This is a genomic window from Streptomyces sp. NBC_00443, assembly GCF_036014175.1.
Lineage (GTDB): Bacteria > Actinomycetota > Actinomycetes > Streptomycetales > Streptomycetaceae > Streptomyces.
Genome location: NZ_CP107917.1, coordinates 6721036 through 6737838, shown reverse-complemented (window position 1 = coordinate 6737838; position 16803 = coordinate 6721036). Strand labels below are relative to the sequence as shown.

The following is a 16803-nucleotide window of genomic DNA, read 5'->3' as shown; positions in this document are numbered from 1 at the left end:
ACCCCCACACACCGGCACGGGCCGCCGCAGGCACCAGCGCACACCCCCACACACCCGCACAGGCCGCCGCAGGCATCCGGCCCAACCGCCGGAGGCAACCGTCACCCCCCGTAGAACAGCTCGTCCACCACACCCCGAGCCCGCCGAGCGGTACGCCGATACGCATCGAGCATGTCCCCCACGTGACCGAGCTCGTACCCCAGGTAACGCCCCACAGCGGCCAGCTCCCGCGCATCCGACGGAAACGTGTCGCCCGCCCGCCCCCGCACCAGCATCACGGCATTGCGCACCCGGGTCGCCAGCACCCAGGCCTCGTCCAGGGTCGCCGCGTCCTCGTCCGAGATGAGCCCGGCGGCACAAGCGGCGGCGAGAGCCTCCCGAGTCCGGGTCGTCCGCAGCCCCGGTACCGCCGAGCCGTGCTGCAGCTGAAGCAGCTGAACCGTCCACTCGACGTCGGAGAGCCCACCCGGCCCGAGCTTGGTGTGCAGCTTGGGGTCGGCACCGCGAGGCAGCCGCTCGGACTCCATACGCGCCTTCAGCCGCCGGATCTCCCGCACGGCGTCCTCACCCAGCCCGCCCGCGGGATACCGCAGCGGATCGATCATCTCGATGAACCGGCGCCCCAGATCCGCGTCCCCCGCCATCGCCTCGGCCCGCAGCAACGCCTGCGACTCCCACACGAGCGACCACCGGCGGTAGTACGCCCCGTACGAGTTCAGCGTCCGGACCAGCGGCCCCGACTTGCCCTCGGGCCGCAGATCGGCGTCGATCAGCAGCGGCGGATCCGCACTGGGGATCTGCAGCAGCCGCCGCATCTCCTCTACGACCCGGTTCGCGGCCACCGCGGCCTCGTGCTCGTCGACGCCGTCCTGCGGCTCGTGCACGAACAGAACGTCCGCGTCGCTGCCGTACCCCAGCTCCTGCCCGCCGAAGCGCCCCATCCCGATGATCGCGAACCGGGTGGGAAGGGTGTCACCCCAGCCGGCCCGCACCACCGCCCGCAGCGTCCCCGACAGGGTCGCGGCCGTGAAGTCCGACACCGCCGCCCCGACCCGGTCCACGAGGGCCCCCTGGTCGGCCTCGGCCGGCTTCGTCTCGGTGCCGTAGGAGTCGATGATGTCCGCGGCGGCCGTACGGAACAGCTCCCGCCGGCGCACCCCACGGGCCGCCGTGACCGCCTGGGCGTCACCGTCGGCGCGGCGCACCGCGGCGATGATCTCCTGCTCCAGATGCCCGCGCGAGCGAGGCTCCAGCCCGCTGCCGCCGTCCCCGTTCCCGAGCAGCGCGACGGCCTCGGGCGCCCGCATCAGCAGATCGGGGGCGAGCCGGCCGGCCGACAGCACCCGGGCGAGGTTCTCGGCGGCGGCGCCTTCGTCTCGCAACAGCCGCAGATACCAGGGGGTCTTGCCGAGCGCGTCCGACACCTTGCGGAAGTTCAGCAGACCCGCGTCCGGATCGGCCGAGTCGGCGAACCAGCCCAACAGGACGGGCAGCAGGGTGCGTTGGATCGCCGCCTTGCGGGTGACGCCGGAGGCCAGCGCCTCCAGATGGCGCAGGGCGGACGCCGGATCGGCGTACCCGAGCGCGACCAGCCGCTCGCGCGCGGCCCCGGCACTCAACCGGGCCTCACCGGGGGCAAGTTGGGCGACGGCGTCGAGCAGCGGCCGGTAGAAGAGCTTCTCGTGCAGACGCCGTACGACGCTCGCGTGCCGTCGCCATTCGCGGTTCAGCTCGGCGACCGGGTCGGCACGCAGGCCGAGGGAGCGGCCGATGCGCCGGAGGTCGGCGTCGTCCTCGGGCACCAGGTGCGTCCGGCGCAGCCGGTAGAGCTGGATGCGGTGTTCCATGGAGCGCAGGAAGCGGTAGGCGGCGTCGAGCTGTGCGGCGTCCGCACGACCGACGTAGCCGCCCGCGGCGAGGGCCTGCAAGGCATCGAGCGTGGTGCCGCTGCGCAGCGACGCGTCGTCCCGTCCGTGCACCAACTGCAGTAGCTGCACGGCGAATTCGACGTCCCTGAGGCCACCCGGCCCCAGCTTGAGCTGCCGGTCGAGCTCGGCGACGGGGATGTTCTCCACGACCCGGCGCCGCATCTTCTGCACGTCGACGACGAAGTTCTCCCGCTCGGCGACCTTCCAGACCAGGGGCTCCAGCGCGGCGACATACTCCTCGCCGAGCTCGATGTCACCCGCCACCGGGCGAGCCTTGAGCAGCGCCTGGAACTCCCAGGTCTTGGCCCAGCGTTGGTAGTAGACGAGGTGGCTGCTGAGCGTGCGCACCAGAGGGCCGTTCCTGCCCTCGGGGCGCAGATTGGCGTCGACCGGCCAGATGGAGCCCTCGACGGTGGTCTCCGAGCAGATGCGCATCATGTGCGAGGCGATCTTGGTCGCCGACTGCAGGGCCTTGGCCTCGTCGGCGCCGTCCGCGATCTCGCCGACGAAGATGACGTCGACGTCGGAGACGTAATTCAGCTCGTGACCCCCGCACTTGCCCATCGCGATCACCGCGAGCCGGCACAGCGCGGCGTCCTCGGGTGCGGCGGCGCGGGCGATGGCGAGCGCGGCGCGCAGGGTCGCGGTGGCGAGGTCGGCGAGCTCGGCGGCCGTCTGGGCCAGGTCGGTGGTGCCGCACACGTCACGGGCGGCGATGGACAGCAGACAGCGCCGGTAGGCGACGCGCAGGGACACCGGGTCGGTGGCCCCGGCGAGTCCGCGCTCGAACTCCTCCACGCCGGGGTGCAGATCCCGCGGCTCGTACATGGCCAGTTCCTGCCAGTCGCCGGCGTGCTTGGCGAGGTGGTCGGCCAGCGCGGCGGAGGCGCCGAGCACGCCGAGCAGTCGGTCACGCAGGGGCTTGGCCGCTATCAGCGTGTCCACCAGCTCCCGCTGGGCGGCGGGGCCGGGCTGTGCCTCGAGCAGCCGGACGAGTCCGAGCAGGGCGAGGTCGGGGTCGGCGGTGGCGCCCAGAGCTTCCAGCAGGACCGGGTCGTTCCTGACCGGCGCGAGCTGGTCGCTGTCCAGGAGGCGCTCGGCGGCGGACGGGTCGGTGAAACCGTGCCGCAGCAGCCGCGTGAAGGTACTGCTCCTGCGCCCCGGCGCCGTCATGCTCGCCCTCCCGTCCGATCGGGGCCGTACGCGCCCGATCAAGGTCGTACCCGGTCGAGCCTAGCCGGAGAGTCCGACAGTGGCGCCGATGAGTTCGGGCGGTCCGCGGGGTCTTCCTTGTCGGGGGACACGTCCGGCGACACGTTCCGGCGACACATCTGGAGGCCGTCCGATGACCGACAAGCAACCGCAGACCCTGCTGGATGCGCGCTACAGCGACGAGACGGCCACGGCGGTCCCGTGGCCCGAGGCGGAGAAGCTGCTGGCCGAGGCCGAGCTGTTCTGGATCTCCACGGTGCGGCCGGACGGGCGTCCGCATGTGACCCCGCTGCCGGCGGTCTGGTCCCGGGGTGCGCTGCATTTCTGCACGGGCCCGGAGGAGCGCAAGGCGCGGAACCTGGCGGCCAACCCGCACCTCGTGCTGACGACCGGCACGAACATCTGGGACAAGGGCTACGACCTGGTGGTCGAGGGCGAGGCGGCACGGATCACCGACGAGGCCCGTCTACGCGAGCTGGCCGCGGCGTGGGAGGCGAAGTACGGCAGCTTCTGGCACTTCGACGTCGCGGACGGCTGCTTCCGGCACGGCGCGGGACACGCCTACGTCTACTCGGTGGCGCCGAGCACGGTTTTCGGCTTCGGTAAGGGTGAGCCGTTCAGCCAGACTCGTTGGCGTTTTTCATAGGAGGACCAGGAATGGACTTCACGCTCGAAGTGATCCCGCTGCCCGTGAGCGACATCGACCGGGCCCGTGACTTCTACCGGGACAAGGTCGGTTTCCATGTCGACATCGACCAGGAGGTCATGCCCGGCATGCGCATCGTCCAGCTGACGCCTCCTGGCTCCGGCTGTTCGATCGCTCTCGGCGACAGCATCTGGGACATGACCAAGGGCGAGACCGTCCCCGAGCCCGGCTCCTACCAGGGCCTCCAGCTCTGCGTGGCCGACATCAAGGCCGCCCACGCGGAACTGGTCGAACGCGGCCTGGACATCTCCGAGCCGGTCCAGTACACCCCCGACGACGGCGCCACCTTCATGTACTTCAAGGACCCCGACGGCAACGGCTGGTCCATCCAGGAGTACCGCCAGAGGGCCACGAAGCCGCTGCACCAGTTCCTGACGGAACAGGTGAACGAGCGCGGGCAGTAACGCCGTGAGGAGGGCGCGGGGTTGTGAACACGACCCCGTGCCCCTCCTACGCGCAGCCCTGGAGCACCGGCATCTGGTCGAGCAGCCCAGCCACTCGCCCACAAGGCGTTGCGGGACAGCGCTCAGTTGGGCGGAGTACGTACGACTGGCGGCAGCTATAGGGCACACAGAGACTGGATACAGAGGTGGCCTCCAGCGGTGGTCCGACCGGGAGGAGACTCAGATGTTCGGGCACGTGCGCGCGGTTTCTGACAACAGTCCGATTTTCATGATCAAGGTCAGTGTCTATCGCAGTGACCTGACTGAGATCGATCACGTCTTCACCGACGAAGAGGGCCAGTACAGCGTGGCGATCGCCGCAGGCGAAACGGTCACCGTCCGATTCGACACACACCACTCGCTCACCAATGCCGAGGACTGGCAGCCGTCGGTGGTCACAAATGCGATCACCAGCGACGGGACGCCCTTGGACCGCTGCTTGCTTCCAACTGGTCAGGACTTCGGTGCAGCATCGAACATGGATGCCCTGAACGGGTATGTCATCGCAGCGGCAGTGGGTGAGGCCGAGGAATACGCCGCTACGGCGGTGAGGCGCCTAGCCATGCTCAAGCAGCCAAGCCTGGTGCTTCAGGGGCTCCAGCAAAGGCTCCTCGACCATTTCAGCGAATCGACCTAGGTCCACCGGGATCCCGGCCGGCCCAGACTCTGTGACACGCGGTGGGGCCCACGGTGCACGACCGGCAGCCCCACCCGCTTCAGTGCGTAAAGCCGCTCTGACCGGTACCTACAGCACCGGCAGGTTCTTCCGCAGCTCGAACGCCGTCACCTCGGAGCGGTACTCCTCCCACTCCTGCCGCTTGTTGCGCAGGAAGAAATCGAAGACGTGCTCCCCCAGCGTCTCGGCGACGAGGTCGCTGCGCTCCATCAGGGACAGGGCCTCGCCCAGGTTCTGCGGCAGCGGCTCGATGCCCATCGCGCGGCGCTCGGCGTTGGAGAGGGCCCAGACGTCGTCCTCGGCGCCGGGCGGGAGCTCGTAGCCCTCCTCGATGCCCTTGAGGCCGGCGGCCAGCAGGAGGGCGTACGCCAGGTAGGGGTTGGCGCCGGAGTCCAGGGACCGGACCTCGACCCGCGCCGAGCCCGTCTTGCCGGGCTTGTACATCGGGACGCGGACCAGGGCCGAGCGGTTGTTGTGGCCCCAGCAGATGTACGACGGGGCCTCGCCGCCGGCGCCCGCGGTGCGCTCGGAGCCGCCCCAGATGCGCTTGTAGGAGTTCACCCACTGGTTGGTGACCGCGGAGATCTCCGCCGCGTGCCGCAGCAGGCCCGCGATGAAGGAGCGGCCGACCTTGGAGAGCTGGTACTCGGCGCCGGACTCGTAGAACGCGTTGCGGTCGCCCTCGAACAGGGACAGGTGCGTGTGCATGCCGCTGCCCGGGTGCTCGGAGAACGGCTTCGGCATGAAGGTCGCCTGGACGCCCTGCTCCAGCGCCACCTGCTTCATGACCAGGCGGAACGTCATGATGTTGTCCGCGGTGGACAGGGCGTCGGCGTACCGCAGGTCGATCTCCTGCTGGCCCGGCGCGCCCTCGTGGTGGGAGAACTCGACGGAGATGCCCATCGACTCCAGCATGGTGATCGCCTGGCGGCGGAAGTCCATGCCGATGTTCTGCGGGGTGTGGTCGAAGTAGCCCGACTCGTCGGCCGGGGTGGGCCGGGAGCCGTCCAGGGGCTTGTGCTTCAGCAGGAAGAACTCGATCTCGGGGTGCGTGTAGAAGGTGAACCCCAGGTCGGAGGTGCGGGCCAGAGCGCGCTTGAGGACGTAGCGCGGGTCCGCGAAGGACGGGGAGCCGTCCGGCATGAGGATGTCGCAGAACATGCGGGCGGTGCCGGGGGCCTCGGCGCGCCAGGGCAGGATCTGGAAGGTCGACGGGTCCGGCTTGGCGATCATGTCGGACTCGTACACGCGGGCGAAGCCCTCGATCGCGGAGCCGTCGAAGCCGATGCCCTCGTCGAAGGCCTGCTCCAGCTCGGCGGGGGCCACGGCCACTGACTTGAGGAAACCCAGCACGTCCGTGAACCACAGGCGTACGAACCGGATGTCGCGCTCCTCCAACGTCCGGAGCACGAACTCCTGCTGCTTGTCCATCTTGCGCTTCCCCATCCTTGCTGGTCAGGCCGCCTGTCTCCGGTGCGGCGGGAGGCGGTCGGGCACCTGAGCATCACACCACAACACCGTTTCAGGCGCGTTGCGCACCTTGATCGCCGCAGCGACCTCCGATCGAACGCCCGGCAAACGGCAGGTGTCCCGCCGTGATGCCCGGTGAACTGCTCTGCCGCCCATAGTGCCTGCTCGGACCGACATCCGTAATGCCGGGCCCCACAGGACCCACCCCACTTTAATTTGCATCTTGGATGCAAGTTTTAATGAAGGGCGGGCGGTCGCCCTTGCGCCGCCCGGTCGAGCCTGAGGAGACCCGATGCTGTCCGAGCATTCCGTCGCCACCGTGCGTGCCACCCTCACCGTCGTCGGCGGCGCCATCGGCGAGATCAGCGAGCGCTTCTACGCCGGGCTGTTCGCGGCCCGCCCCGAGCTGCTGCGCGACCTGTTCAACCGCGGCAATCAGGCGGCCGGCACCCAGCGCCAGGCCCTCGCGGGGTCGATCGCCGCGTTCGCGACGTACCTCGTGGACCACCCCGACGACCGGCCCGACGCGATGCTGGCCCGCATCGCCCACAAGCACGCCTCCCTGGGTGTCACGGCGGAGCAGTACGCGCTCATCCACGAGCACCTGTTCGCCGCCATCGCCGACGTGCTCGGCGAGGCCGTCACGCCCGAGGTCGCAGCCGCCTGGGACGAGGTCTACTGGCTGCTGGCGAACGCGTTGATCGCGATCGAGAAGCGGCTGTACGAGGAGCGCGGCGGCAGCGAAATGCGGGAGTGGGAGGTCGTCGGACGCGTCGAGGAGACCACCGACGTGGCCACTTTCCGGTTGCGGCCCGCCGACGGCGGCCCGGCGGCGGACTTCCGGGCCGGGCAGTACGTCTCCATCCAGGTCGAGCTGCCGGACGGCGCGCGGCAGATACGCCAATACAGCCTCTCGGCCGCGCCCGGCTCACCCCTGCGCCAGATCAGCGTGAAGCGGGCGCGCGGCGGCACCGCTCCCGACGGCGAGGTCTCGAACCACCTCCACGCGCGCGTGCACGTCGGCGACCGGCTGCGCGTGTCGGCGCCGTACGGCGATCTCGTCCTGGCCGGGAACCCGGCCGGGAACGACCCGGCCGCCGCACCGCTGTTCCTCGCCTCCGCCGGCATCGGCGTGACCCCGATCGTCGCCATGCTGGGGCAGCTCGCCGACACCGGGCACCAGGGCCCCGTGACCGTCGTGCACGGCGACCGCTCCCCCGCCGAGCACGCCCTGCGCGCCGACCACGAGGCTTACGCCGGGAAGCTGCCGGACGCGTCGGTCCACTTCTGGTACGAGGAGGCCGCCCACCGCGACGAGGCCGGCGCGGACGTCTCCCACCGCACCGGCAGGGTCGACCTCTCCGGCATCGCCGTACCGAAGGGCACGCGCGCGTACCTGTGCGGTCCGCTGCCCTTCATGCGGGCGGTGCGGGCGCAGCTGATCGGGAAGGGCGTGGCACCGGCCGACATCCACTACGAGGTGTTCGGCCCGGACCTCTGGCTCGCGCAGGAGAGCTGACGCCGGGCCGGGCCTCAGGGCGTGCGGCCGATCTGAACCAGCAGCGGCCCGGTGGGGTCCGCGGTCACATCGGCCAGCGTCAGCGGGTCCAGCGAGGCGAAGAAGGCCTCCTGGGCCCGCCGCAGCGCACCGCGCAGCAGGCACCCGGTGTGGAGCGGGCAGGGGCTGTCGCCCTCGCACTCGACGACGTCGCCGTCCCCCTCGAAGGCACGCACGACCGCGCCGACCGAAGCGGTACGGCCCCTGTCGGTGAGCGACAGCCCGCCCCCGCGGCCCCGGCGGGCGTCCACCAGGCCGAGGTGCTGCAACTCGGCGACGACCTTGGCGGCGTGCGTGTACGGCACCTCCATGTCCGCCGCGACCTCGCGCGTCGTCGGCGTGCCGCCCTCCAGGACGGCGAGCCGCATGAGGAGCCGTAGTGCCAGGTCGGTGGAGCGCAACAGCCGCATGTACGGCAGCGTAGGTAATGCGCATCCAGGGTTCAAATATCCGGGAAGCGGCCTTCGGCCGACCGGCGGGATCATCCCGATCCGGCCTTTCCTCGGTCCTCTCCACGTCCCCTCTACGAGATGTCACACCTTCCCCATTACGATCAGCGGACCCGACCGTCCCTTTCCCCAGAAGGACAACACCTCATGGGCTCCGCCAAGAACAAGAGCAACGCGGCTCGCAAGGCGCGAATAGAGGAGATGCGGCGTGCCGAGCAGGCCCGTGAGCGCCGTAACCGCATCCTGACGATCGCGGCGAGCGTGGTGGTCGTGGTCGGTCTGGTGGCCGCCGGTGTCATCCTCGTCCGGTCGCAGTCCGACGCCGACAAGGACGAGGCGAAGCGGCCGGCCGACAAGGTCCCCGGGAAGTTCGTCGCCGGCAAGGACGGCGTGAAGACCTGGAACACGAAGCTGTCGAGCACCCACGTGGAGACCAGTGTCGGGTACCCGATGGAGCCCCCGGTCGGCGGCGACCACCACCGGGCCTGGATGAACTGCAACGGTGACGTCTACGACAAGGAACTCCGCAAGGAGAACGCCGTGCACTCGCTGGAGCACGGCGCGGTCTGGGTGACGTACACGTCCAAGGCCTCCAAGGCCGACGTCGACGCGCTGTCGACCAAGGTCAAGCAGACGCCGTACGCGCTGATGAGCCCGGACGAGAAGCAGAAGGACCCGATCATGCTCAGCGCGTGGGGGCACCAGCGCACGGTGACGAGCGCGAGCGACCCGGACGTCGGCAAGTTCTTCGAGACGTACGTCCAGGGCAAGCAGACGCCCGAGCCGGGCGCGCCGTGCACGGGTGGTCTCTCGGAGTGAAACAGCACGTCGGCTGGATTGCGGGGACCGCGGCGGCCGTGCTCGTCGCGGTCGGCGCGCTGACCTACGCGGTCGCCGAGGACGGCGGTTCGAGCGGCACGCCGGGCGCCGACTCGGCGGACGCCGGGTTCGCGCGCGACATGGCGGTGCATCACCAGCAGGCCGTCGAGATGTCGTACATCGTGCGCGACCGTACGAAGGACGAGGAGATCCGGCGGCTCGCGTACGACATCGCGCAGACCCAGGCCAACCAGCGCGGCATGCTGCTGGGCTGGCTGGACCTGTGGGAGCTGCCGAAGGTGTCGTCGGACGGGCCGATGACCTGGATGGGCATGGGCGGCATGCCCGCCGGTGAGGACGGCGCGCTGATGCCGGGCATGGCGACCGACGCGGAGATGAAGAAGCTGGAGGGGCTCAGCGGCAAGCAGGCGGAGATCTTCTTCCTCCAGTTGATGACGGCCCATCACAAGGGCGGCATCCACATGGCCGAGGGCTGTGTCGACAAGTGCGCGGTCGGCGTGGAGAAGCGGCTCGCGCAGACCATGGTGAACGGGCAGCGGTCGGAGATCGACCTGATGGCGGACATGCTGAAGGAGCGGGGCGCGAAGCCGCGGTCATGACGTCGCGGCTGTCGTCGCAGATGTCGTCAAAGGTGTCGTCGCAGTTGCCGAAATGGCCTTGTCATTAGGTTAGTTGGGACCTTCTTGGGCCGGGCATTCCCCTGGCGTGAACGGTTCGTCGCTTAAGTGGCCACCGTCGGGTGATCCACTCGCACACACGAACCGCACAGGGGGTTCCATGAGATCGAACCGTGCCGCGCTGCGCGCCTCGGTGAGCTTGGCGGCGACACTGCCTCTCCTCACCGGCGCGCTGGCGCTCGGCATACCCGCGGCGCACGCCGCGGACCAGGGCCGCGACAGGCTCGCCGGCACCAAGCCCACCTGGGCCACGGCCAGGGCGGACCGGGGCGCGGCCGCGGACAGCGGCCGGGTCTCCGTACGCGTCTACCTCGCGGGCCGGGACGCGGCCGGCCTCGCCGCCTACGCGAAGGCCGTGTCGGACCCGAGCTCGGCGTCGTACGGCAAGTACCTCACCGCAGGCCGGGCCCAGGCCCGCTTCGGTGCGACGAAGGCCCAAGTGGCCGCCGTCAGGGGCTGGTTGACGTCCGCCGGCCTGAAGGTCACAGGTGTCACGCAGCACTACGTGGCCGTCACCGGTGAGGTGGCCGCCGCGGAGCAGGCGTTCGGCACCCAGCTGCACAACTACACCAAGGGCGCGAAGACCTACCGCGCTCCCACGGCGACCGCGTCGGTGCCGGACAGCCTCAAGGGTGCCGTCCTGACCGTCACCGGCCTGGACAACGCGCCGCACCTGGCGAGCCACCAGGACCAGCTCCCGCCGCCGGAGACGGTGTTCCGCAACGCCGGGCCGTTCTCGACGTACCACGGCTCGAAGGTGGCGACCACGCTGCCGGACGCGTACGGCACGAAGATCCCGTACGCCGTCAAGGGCTACACCGGAAAGCAGCTGCGCGCCGCGTACGGCGCGGGCAAGCGCACCGGCAAGGGCGTGCGCATCGCCATCACCGACGCGTACGCCTCCCCGACCATCGCCTACGACGCGGGCACCTACGCGAAGCGCAACGGTGACGCGGCCTGGAAGAGCGGTCAGCTGCGCCAGGTCCTGCCCGCGCAGTACACGCGGACCGAGGAGTGCGGGGCGGCCGGCTGGTACGGCGAGGAGACCCTCGACGTCGAGGCCGTGCACGCGGTCGCGCCCGGCGCGCAGGTCACCTATGTGGGCGCCGCGTCCTGCTACGACGAGGACCTGCTGGACTCGCTCAGCAAGATCGTCGACAACCACCTGGCCGACCTCGTCTCCAACTCCTGGGGCGAGACCGAGGACGCCCAGACGCCGGACCTCGCGGCCGCCTACGACCAGGTCTTCCAGTTCGGCGCGGTCGAGGGCATCGGCTTCTACTACTCCTCCGGCGACGACGGCGACGAGGTCGCGAGCAGCGGCACCAAGCAGGTGGACATCCCGGCGAGTTCGGCGTGGGTGACGGCGGTCGGCGGTACCTCGCTGGCGGTCGGCAAGGGCGACAAGTACCTCTGGGAGACCGGCTGGGGCACCGAGAAGGCGGCCCTGTCGGCCGACGGCAGGAGCTGGACCGACTTCCCGGGCGCGTTCAACTCGGGCGCGGGCGGCGGCACGAGCCGGACGGTCGCCGAGCCGTACTACCAGAAGGGCGTCGTGCCGGACGCGCTCGCCGGGGCCAACAGCGCCGACGGCAACCGCGTCGTCCCGGACATCGCGGCGATCGCCGATCCGAACACCGGGTTCCTGGTGGGTCAGACGCAGACCATGCCGGACGGCACGACGCAGGCCTACGACGAGTACCGCCTCGGCGGCACCTCGCTCGCGGCGCCGGTGATCGCGGCCGTCCAGGCCCTCGCGCAGGAGGCCCGCGGCGGCAAGCCGCTCGGCTTCGCCAACCCGGCGGTCTACGCCCGGTACGGCTCGAAGGCGTACCACGACGTCACGGACGACCCGACGGGCTCCGGCCTCGCGGTCGCCCGCGTCGACTACGTCAACGGCTACGACGCGACCGGCGGCCTGACCACGTCCGTGCGCAGCCTCGGCAAGGACAGCTCCCTGACGGCCGTGCAGGGCTACGACGACGTGACGGGCGTGGGGACGCCCGCGGGCGGCTATGTGGAGTCGTACCGGCGTCGCTGAGCGGCGGCAACGCGGCACGAGCACGGCACGAGCACGGCACAAAAAGGCGCCCCGCCGACGGGGGAAGATCGGCGGGGCGCTGTGGTGCCGCAGTGGTTCAGGGGTGGCCGAGCCCGGCAGGGCTCAGTGGACCGAGTGCTCCTCCAGCGGGAACGTTCCGCCGACGACGTCGTCCGCGAACGCCTTCGCGGCGTTGCCCATGACCTCGCGGAGGTCGGCGTACTGCTTGACGAACTTGGGGACGCGGCCGCCGGTCAGGCCCAGCATGTCCGTCCAGACCAGGACCTGGGCGTCGGTCTCGGCACCGGCACCGATGCCGACGGTCGGGATGTGCAGGACGCGGGTGACCTCGGCGGCCAGTTCGGCCGGCACCAGCTCCAGGACGACCGCGAACGCGCCCGCGTCCTGGACCGCCTTGGCGTCGCGCAGGAGTTGCGCGGCGGCCTCCTCGCCGCGGCCCTGGACGCGGTAGCCCATGGCGTTGACGGACTGCGGGGTCAGGCCGATGTGGGCCATGACCGGGATGCCGGACTCGACCAGCAGGCGGATCTGCTCGTGCGAGCGCTCGCCGCCCTCCAGCTTGACCGCCCCGACGCCGGCCTCCTTGACCAGCCGGGTCGCCGAGCGCAGCGCCTGCACCGGGCCCTCCTGGTACGAGCCGAAGGGCAGGTCGCCGACGATCAGGGCGCGGGAGGTGCCGCGTACGACGGCCGCCGAGAGCATGGTCATCTCGTCGAGCGTCACGGGCACGGTGGTGTCGTAGCCGAGGTGGCAGTTGCCCGCGGAGTCTCCGACGAGCATGACCGGGATGCCGGCCTCGTCGAAGACGGACGCGGTCATCGCGTCGTAGGCGGTGAGCATGGGCCACTTCTCGCCCCGCTCCTTGGCGAGGCCGATGTCGCGAACGGTGATGCGGCGTGTGCCCTTCCCCCCGTACAGCGCCTTGCTGCCGTCGGAGTTCTTCGCCTGAGGCGTCTGGGCAGCCGAAAGCTGCGTCATTGCAACGGCTCCTTCTGTCATCTCGAGGCGCCCTTACGGCGTCCCCGGATCCCCTCCATGGTGGCACCTCGTGCCAGGGACGGCCAGACCTCCCTGTGTGAGTTCCGCCCCGGTGTCCCGCCCTCGTAAGTACTCGGTAAGAATTTAAGATACGAGACGGTTCCGTATCGTAAAGGAGGTAGCGTCGACAGCATGACTTCTCCCGCCGCCACAGCCCCCCGCATACCGGAAGCCGTGCACCGGCGCCGTTGGGCGATCCTCGCCGTGCTGATGCTGAGCCTGCTGATCGTCGTCCTGGACAACTCGATCCTGAACGTCGCCATCAAGACCATCTCGACCCCGGCCCCGACCGGACTCGGCGCCACCCAGAGCGAGCTGGAGTGGGCGATCAACGCCTACACCCTCGTCTTCGCTGGTCTGCTGTTCAGCGCGGGCATCCTCGGCGACCGGCTCGGCCGCAAGAAGGTCCTGCTCGGCGGGCTCGCCGTGTTCGGGATCGGCTCCGCCCTCGCCGCGTTCTCCGGCTCGCCCGGCGAGCTCATCACCTTCCGCGCGGTGATGGGCCTCGGCGCCGCCTTCGTCATGCCGGCCACCCTCGCCGTCCTGATGAACGTCTTCGAGCGCGAGGAGCAGCCCAAGGCCATCGGCATCTGGGCGGGCGGTGTCGGGCTCGCCATCGCCATCGGGCCCATCACGGGCGGGGTGCTGCTCGACCACTTCTGGTGGGGGTCCGTCTTCCTCGTCAACGTGCCGATAGTGCTGCTGGCGGTCGCGCTGATGCTGTGGCTGGTACCGGACTCGCGTGACCCGAAGCCCGGTCGTATCGACCCCGTCGGTGTCGTGCTCTCCGTCGTCGGCCTCGTCCTGCTCGTCTACGGCATCATCAAGGGCGGCCAGCTGGCCGACTTCACGGACCCGACGGTCCTCGCGACCATCGGCTCGGGTCTCGCCGTGCTCGCCGCGTTCGTCGTGTTCGAGAAGCGCAGCGACCATCCGTCCATCGACGTCACGTACTTCCGCAACAAGGTCTTCTCGGCCGCGATCGGCGTGATCGCGCTGGTCTTCTTCGCCCTCATGGGCGTGACCTTCTTCTCGGTCTTCTACACCCAGAGCGTGCGCGGCTACTCGCCGCTGGAGACCGGCCTGCTGATGCTGCCGCTCGCCGCCGCCCAGATGATCTTCGCCCCGCGGGCCCGGCTCGTCGTCGACCGGTTCGGCAACCGGGCCACCACCACCGGTGCCATGCTGCTGATCGCCGCCACGCTGGCCGCGTTCGCCACGTTCGAGGCGGACACGCCGATCTGGATCCTGGAGGTCGTCTTCTTCCTCATGGGCACCGCGATGGCGCACATCATGACCCCCGTCAGCGTCGTCATCATGCAGGCCCTGCCCCGCGAGAAGGCCGGCTCCGCCTCCGCGCTCAGCAACACCTTCCGCCAGGTCGGCGGCGCGCTCGGCATCGCCGTGCTGGGCTCGGTCCTGTCGACGGCGTACCGAGGTGACATCGAGGACCGGCTCACGATGCTGCCCGAGGGCCTACGGCACACCGCGGGCGAGTCCATCGAGGCCACGCTCGGCGTCGCGGACCGGCTCGGCCCCCGGGGCGACGCCCTCGTCGGCGCGGCCCACGACGCCTTCCTGCACGCCATGCACGTCACCGCGCTGTGGGGCGCGGGGGTCGCGGTGCTCGGCGCGGTGGTCGTCGGGCTGTTCCTGCCGGGGCGGCCTGCGGCGTCTCAGGAGGGCGAGACGGAACGGGAGTTGGCTGCCGCGGAGTAGAAGGCGGGGGGTGCGCCACGCGCCGACGCGCCCCGTACCCCGAGACGTCGTGCACGCCGACGCCGTACACCAGGGAGAATCACCCCAACCCACGGAAAGGACCGAGCCAAGTGAGCCTCGCCGACAGCCGGCCCCGGCAGGACGGCCCCACCCGGGGCCGCCCCCGCAGCGAGGCCGTGGAGCGGTCCATCATGGAGGGCATCCTCAAGCTGCTGGAGGACGGCGTGCCGCTCGCGGAGCTGTCCATCGAGCGCATCGCGCGTACCGCGGGGGTCGGCAAGGCCACCATCTACCGCCGCTGGAGCGGCAAGGAGGAGCTCTTCGTCGACGTCGTGCGCGCCGCCGAGCCGCCCGACCCCGAACTGCCCGGCACCTCGGTGCGCGACGATGTCGTGGCGCTGCTGGAGCAGTTGCGGCAACGCGGTCTGATGACCCGTTCGTCGGTGCTCCTGCACAACGTCATCGCCCAGATGAAGAGCAGCCCGAAGATCTGGGACGCCTATCACGCGAGCGTCGTCGAGCCGCGGCGCAGGAAGCAGCACGCGATCCTGCGCCGCGGGCAGGAGAACGGTGAACTGCGCGCGGACATCGACGTCGACGTGATGAACGACATGATCTTCGGACCGATGCTGGTGCGTGCCGTCATGCGCCCGGACGCCGAACTTCCGGAAGGCCTGGCGGAGCAGATGGCCGACGCCGTGCTCGAAGGTCTACGGCCCGTCAGTTCACACACCCCGTAGATCGAATGTGCGCGTTTCGTCACAGAGCGCGCTTTCTCCCGGCGCATCCGGAACTCACGAAGGCGACTTGTACGTCCTCGCCCCCGTACGGCCGTCATGAGTACGGCGGGATCGGAGCCGATCATCCCCTAGGGTTTCTCTGGGCGCGGGGGGACGACGGTGTTGCACGGCAGGTAGTGAGGCGACGGTATGGCGCAGCAGGCGTACGTGACGGAGACGGACAACGGCGGCTCGGGTCCCGAGCGCCGGGAACCCGGGCTTCAGCGCCTGACAAACCGCCTGAAGGGCCTGGCCGCGGGCTGGCGCGGCGACCCGCACATCTGGCGCCGCGGCCTCGTCCTGGCCGCCCTCGCGGTGATCCTCGCCCTGGTGATGCTGCTGCACGCGCAGATCCCGAACGCCATCGGCAACCTCGGCAGCCTCACCGAGACGTTCCTGCCCTGGCTGGGCCTGTTCGTCCCGGTGCTGCTCCTGCTGGCCCTCGTCCGCAGGTCCGCGACCGCACTGATCGCCCTGCTGGTCCCGGCGATCGTCTGGCTGAACCTGTTCGGCGGCCAGCTCACCGACAAGACCGGCGTCGGCGGCGACCTCACGGTGGCCACGCACAACGTCAACGCGGACAACGCCGATCCGGCCGGCACCGCCCAGGACGTGGCCGCGTCCGGCGCGGACGTGGTGGCCCTGGAGGAGCTGACGGCCGACGCGGTCCCGACGTACGAGAAGGCGCTGGCGTCGACGTACAAGTACCACTCGGTGCAGGGCACCGTCGGGCTGTGGAGCAAGTACCCGCTGAGCGGCGTCAAGCCGGTCGACATCAAGCTGGGCTGGGTCCGTGCCATGCGGGCCGCGGTGACCACGCCGTCCGGGCAGGTCGCGGTGTACGTCGCCCACCTGCCGTCGGTGCGGGTGAAGGTGGAGGCCGGGTTCACCGCCCGGCAGCGCGACAAGAGCGCCGACGCGCTGGGTGAGGCCATCGCCGACGAGTCCCTCCAGCAGATCATCCTGCTCGGCGACCTGAACGGCACGATGAACGACCGTGCGCTGAACGCCGTCACCGCCCAGATGCGCTCCACGCAGGGCGCGTCGGGCAGCGGGATGGGCTTCAGCTGGCCGGCGTCGTTCCCGATGGCGCGGATCGACCAGATCATGGTGAGGGGCCTGGAGCCGTTGAGCTCCTGGACTCTGCCGGAGACCGGGAGCGACCATCTGCCGGTGGCGGCGCGTGTGAAGGTCGACACATCAGCGTCCTGAAAACCCCTGGTCAGCGCCGCCTGGACGGGCCCCG

General features: G+C 70.4%; 14 protein-coding genes. 10 read left to right on the top strand and 4 right to left on the bottom strand.

What is annotated here, in order from left to right; genetic code table 11:
• Positions 1-101 precede the first annotated feature (101 nt).
• Positions 102-3101 (bottom strand): bifunctional [glutamine synthetase] adenylyltransferase/[glutamine synthetase]-adenylyl-L-tyrosine phosphorylase, encoded by a 3000-nt coding sequence (locus OHO27_RS30700; protein WP_328428212.1) that lies wholly within the window; start codon positions 3099-3101, stop codon positions 102-104.
• A gap of 172 nt (positions 3102-3273) precedes the next feature.
• Here OHO27_RS30700 and OHO27_RS30695 point away from each other — a divergent pair, with 172 nt between their 5' ends.
• The 3 genes from OHO27_RS30695 (at position 3274) to OHO27_RS30685 (ending at position 4926) form a co-directional block, all read left to right on the top strand.
• A complete protein-coding gene (locus OHO27_RS30695; RefSeq protein ID WP_328428211.1) occupies positions 3274-3786 on the top strand; it encodes a pyridoxamine 5'-phosphate oxidase family protein in 513 nt (170 codons plus the stop codon).
• An 11-nt stretch (positions 3787-3797) separates the two neighbouring features.
• The gene (locus OHO27_RS30690; RefSeq protein WP_328428210.1) at positions 3798-4250 is read left to right on the top strand and encodes a VOC family protein; all 453 of its coding nucleotides are present in this window, start codon (positions 3798-3800) and stop codon (positions 4248-4250) included.
• Positions 4251-4473: 223 nt separating this feature from the next.
• A complete protein-coding gene (locus tag OHO27_RS30685; protein ID WP_328428209.1) occupies positions 4474-4926 on the top strand; it encodes a carboxypeptidase regulatory-like domain-containing protein in 453 nt (150 codons plus the stop codon).
• A 108-nt stretch (positions 4927-5034) separates the two neighbouring features.
• On the opposite strand, the gene OHO27_RS30680 is transcribed toward OHO27_RS30685, so the two are convergent.
• Positions 5035-6396, bottom strand: a complete 1362-nt coding sequence (locus OHO27_RS30680) for a glutamine synthetase family protein (protein WP_328428208.1) — start codon at positions 6394-6396, stop codon at positions 5035-5037.
• A gap of 331 nt (positions 6397-6727) precedes the next feature.
• On the opposite strand from OHO27_RS30680, the gene OHO27_RS30675 reads away from it, so the two are divergent.
• Complete coding sequence (locus OHO27_RS30675; RefSeq protein ID WP_328428207.1) at positions 6728-7954, top strand: globin domain-containing protein; 1227 nt, start codon at positions 6728-6730, stop codon at positions 7952-7954.
• Between the two features lie 14 nt (positions 7955-7968).
• On the opposite strand, the gene OHO27_RS30670 is transcribed toward OHO27_RS30675, so the two are convergent.
• A complete protein-coding gene (locus tag OHO27_RS30670) occupies positions 7969-8403 on the bottom strand; it encodes an Rrf2 family transcriptional regulator (RefSeq protein ID WP_328428206.1) in 435 nt (144 codons plus the stop codon).
• Between the two features lie 186 nt (positions 8404-8589).
• Between OHO27_RS30670 and OHO27_RS30665 the strand changes: the two genes are divergently transcribed.
• The 3 genes from OHO27_RS30665 (at position 8590) to OHO27_RS30655 (ending at position 12000) form a co-directional block, all read left to right on the top strand.
• Positions 8590-9261 carry a DUF3105 domain-containing protein gene (locus OHO27_RS30665; RefSeq protein ID WP_328428205.1) on the top strand — a complete coding sequence of 224 codons (672 nt, stop codon included), beginning with the start codon at positions 8590-8592 and terminating at the stop codon, positions 9259-9261.
• Entirely contained in the window at positions 9258-9881 is a 624-nt protein-coding gene (locus OHO27_RS30660; RefSeq protein ID WP_328428204.1) for a DUF305 domain-containing protein, read from the top strand. Before OHO27_RS30665 ends, OHO27_RS30660 begins: the two co-directional genes overlap by 4 nt.
• A 178-nt stretch (positions 9882-10059) precedes the next feature.
• Positions 10060-12000: a S53 family peptidase gene (locus tag OHO27_RS30655; RefSeq protein WP_328428203.1), complete on the top strand. Its 1941-nt coding sequence runs from the start codon at positions 10060-10062 to the stop codon at positions 11998-12000.
• A 123-nt stretch (positions 12001-12123) separates the two neighbouring features.
• Here OHO27_RS30655 and panB read toward each other — a convergent pair whose 3' ends face one another.
• Positions 12124-12999, bottom strand: a complete 876-nt coding sequence (gene panB, locus OHO27_RS30650) for a 3-methyl-2-oxobutanoate hydroxymethyltransferase (RefSeq protein WP_328428202.1) — start codon at positions 12997-12999, stop codon at positions 12124-12126.
• Positions 13000-13191: 192 nt separating this feature from the next.
• On the opposite strand from panB, the gene OHO27_RS30645 reads away from it, so the two are divergent.
• The 3 genes from OHO27_RS30645 (at position 13192) to OHO27_RS30635 (ending at position 16769) form a co-directional block, all read left to right on the top strand.
• On the top strand, positions 13192-14778 hold the full coding sequence (locus OHO27_RS30645) for an MFS transporter (RefSeq protein WP_328428201.1): 1587 nt from the start codon (positions 13192-13194) through the stop codon (positions 14776-14778).
• Between the two features lie 110 nt (positions 14779-14888).
• Positions 14889-15518: a TetR/AcrR family transcriptional regulator gene (locus tag OHO27_RS30640; RefSeq protein ID WP_328428200.1), complete on the top strand. Its 630-nt coding sequence runs from the start codon at positions 14889-14891 to the stop codon at positions 15516-15518.
• A 189-nt stretch (positions 15519-15707) separates the two neighbouring features.
• Complete coding sequence (locus OHO27_RS30635) at positions 15708-16769, top strand: endonuclease/exonuclease/phosphatase family protein (RefSeq protein ID WP_328428199.1); 1062 nt, start codon at positions 15708-15710, stop codon at positions 16767-16769.
• Positions 16770-16803 lie beyond the last annotated feature (34 nt).

Excerpts from the sequence above, each read along its gene's own strand:
- OHO27_RS30700 (WP_328428212.1), bottom strand. The coding sequence starts at position 3,101 with ATGACGGCGCCGGGGCGCAGGAGCAGTACCTTCACGCGGCTGCTGCGG.
- OHO27_RS30695 (WP_328428211.1), top strand. The coding sequence starts at position 3,274 with ATGACCGACAAGCAACCGCAGACCCTGCTGGATGCGCGCTACAGCGAC.
- OHO27_RS30690 (WP_328428210.1), top strand. The coding sequence starts at position 3,798 with ATGGACTTCACGCTCGAAGTGATCCCGCTGCCCGTGAGCGACATCGAC.
- OHO27_RS30685 (WP_328428209.1), top strand. The coding sequence starts at position 4,474 with ATGTTCGGGCACGTGCGCGCGGTTTCTGACAACAGTCCGATTTTCATG.
- OHO27_RS30680 (WP_328428208.1), bottom strand. The coding sequence starts at position 6,396 with ATGGACAAGCAGCAGGAGTTCGTGCTCCGGACGTTGGAGGAGCGCGAC.
- OHO27_RS30675 (WP_328428207.1), top strand. The coding sequence starts at position 6,728 with ATGCTGTCCGAGCATTCCGTCGCCACCGTGCGTGCCACCCTCACCGTC.
- OHO27_RS30670 (WP_328428206.1), bottom strand. The coding sequence starts at position 8,403 with ATGCGGCTGTTGCGCTCCACCGACCTGGCACTACGGCTCCTCATGCGG.
- OHO27_RS30665 (WP_328428205.1), top strand. The coding sequence starts at position 8,590 with ATGGGCTCCGCCAAGAACAAGAGCAACGCGGCTCGCAAGGCGCGAATA.
- OHO27_RS30655 (WP_328428203.1), top strand. The coding sequence starts at position 10,060 with ATGAGATCGAACCGTGCCGCGCTGCGCGCCTCGGTGAGCTTGGCGGCG.
- panB (WP_328428202.1), bottom strand. The coding sequence starts at position 12,999 with ATGACGCAGCTTTCGGCTGCCCAGACGCCTCAGGCGAAGAACTCCGAC.
- OHO27_RS30645 (WP_328428201.1), top strand. The coding sequence starts at position 13,192 with ATGACTTCTCCCGCCGCCACAGCCCCCCGCATACCGGAAGCCGTGCAC.
- OHO27_RS30635 (WP_328428199.1), top strand. The coding sequence starts at position 15,708 with ATGGCGCAGCAGGCGTACGTGACGGAGACGGACAACGGCGGCTCGGGT.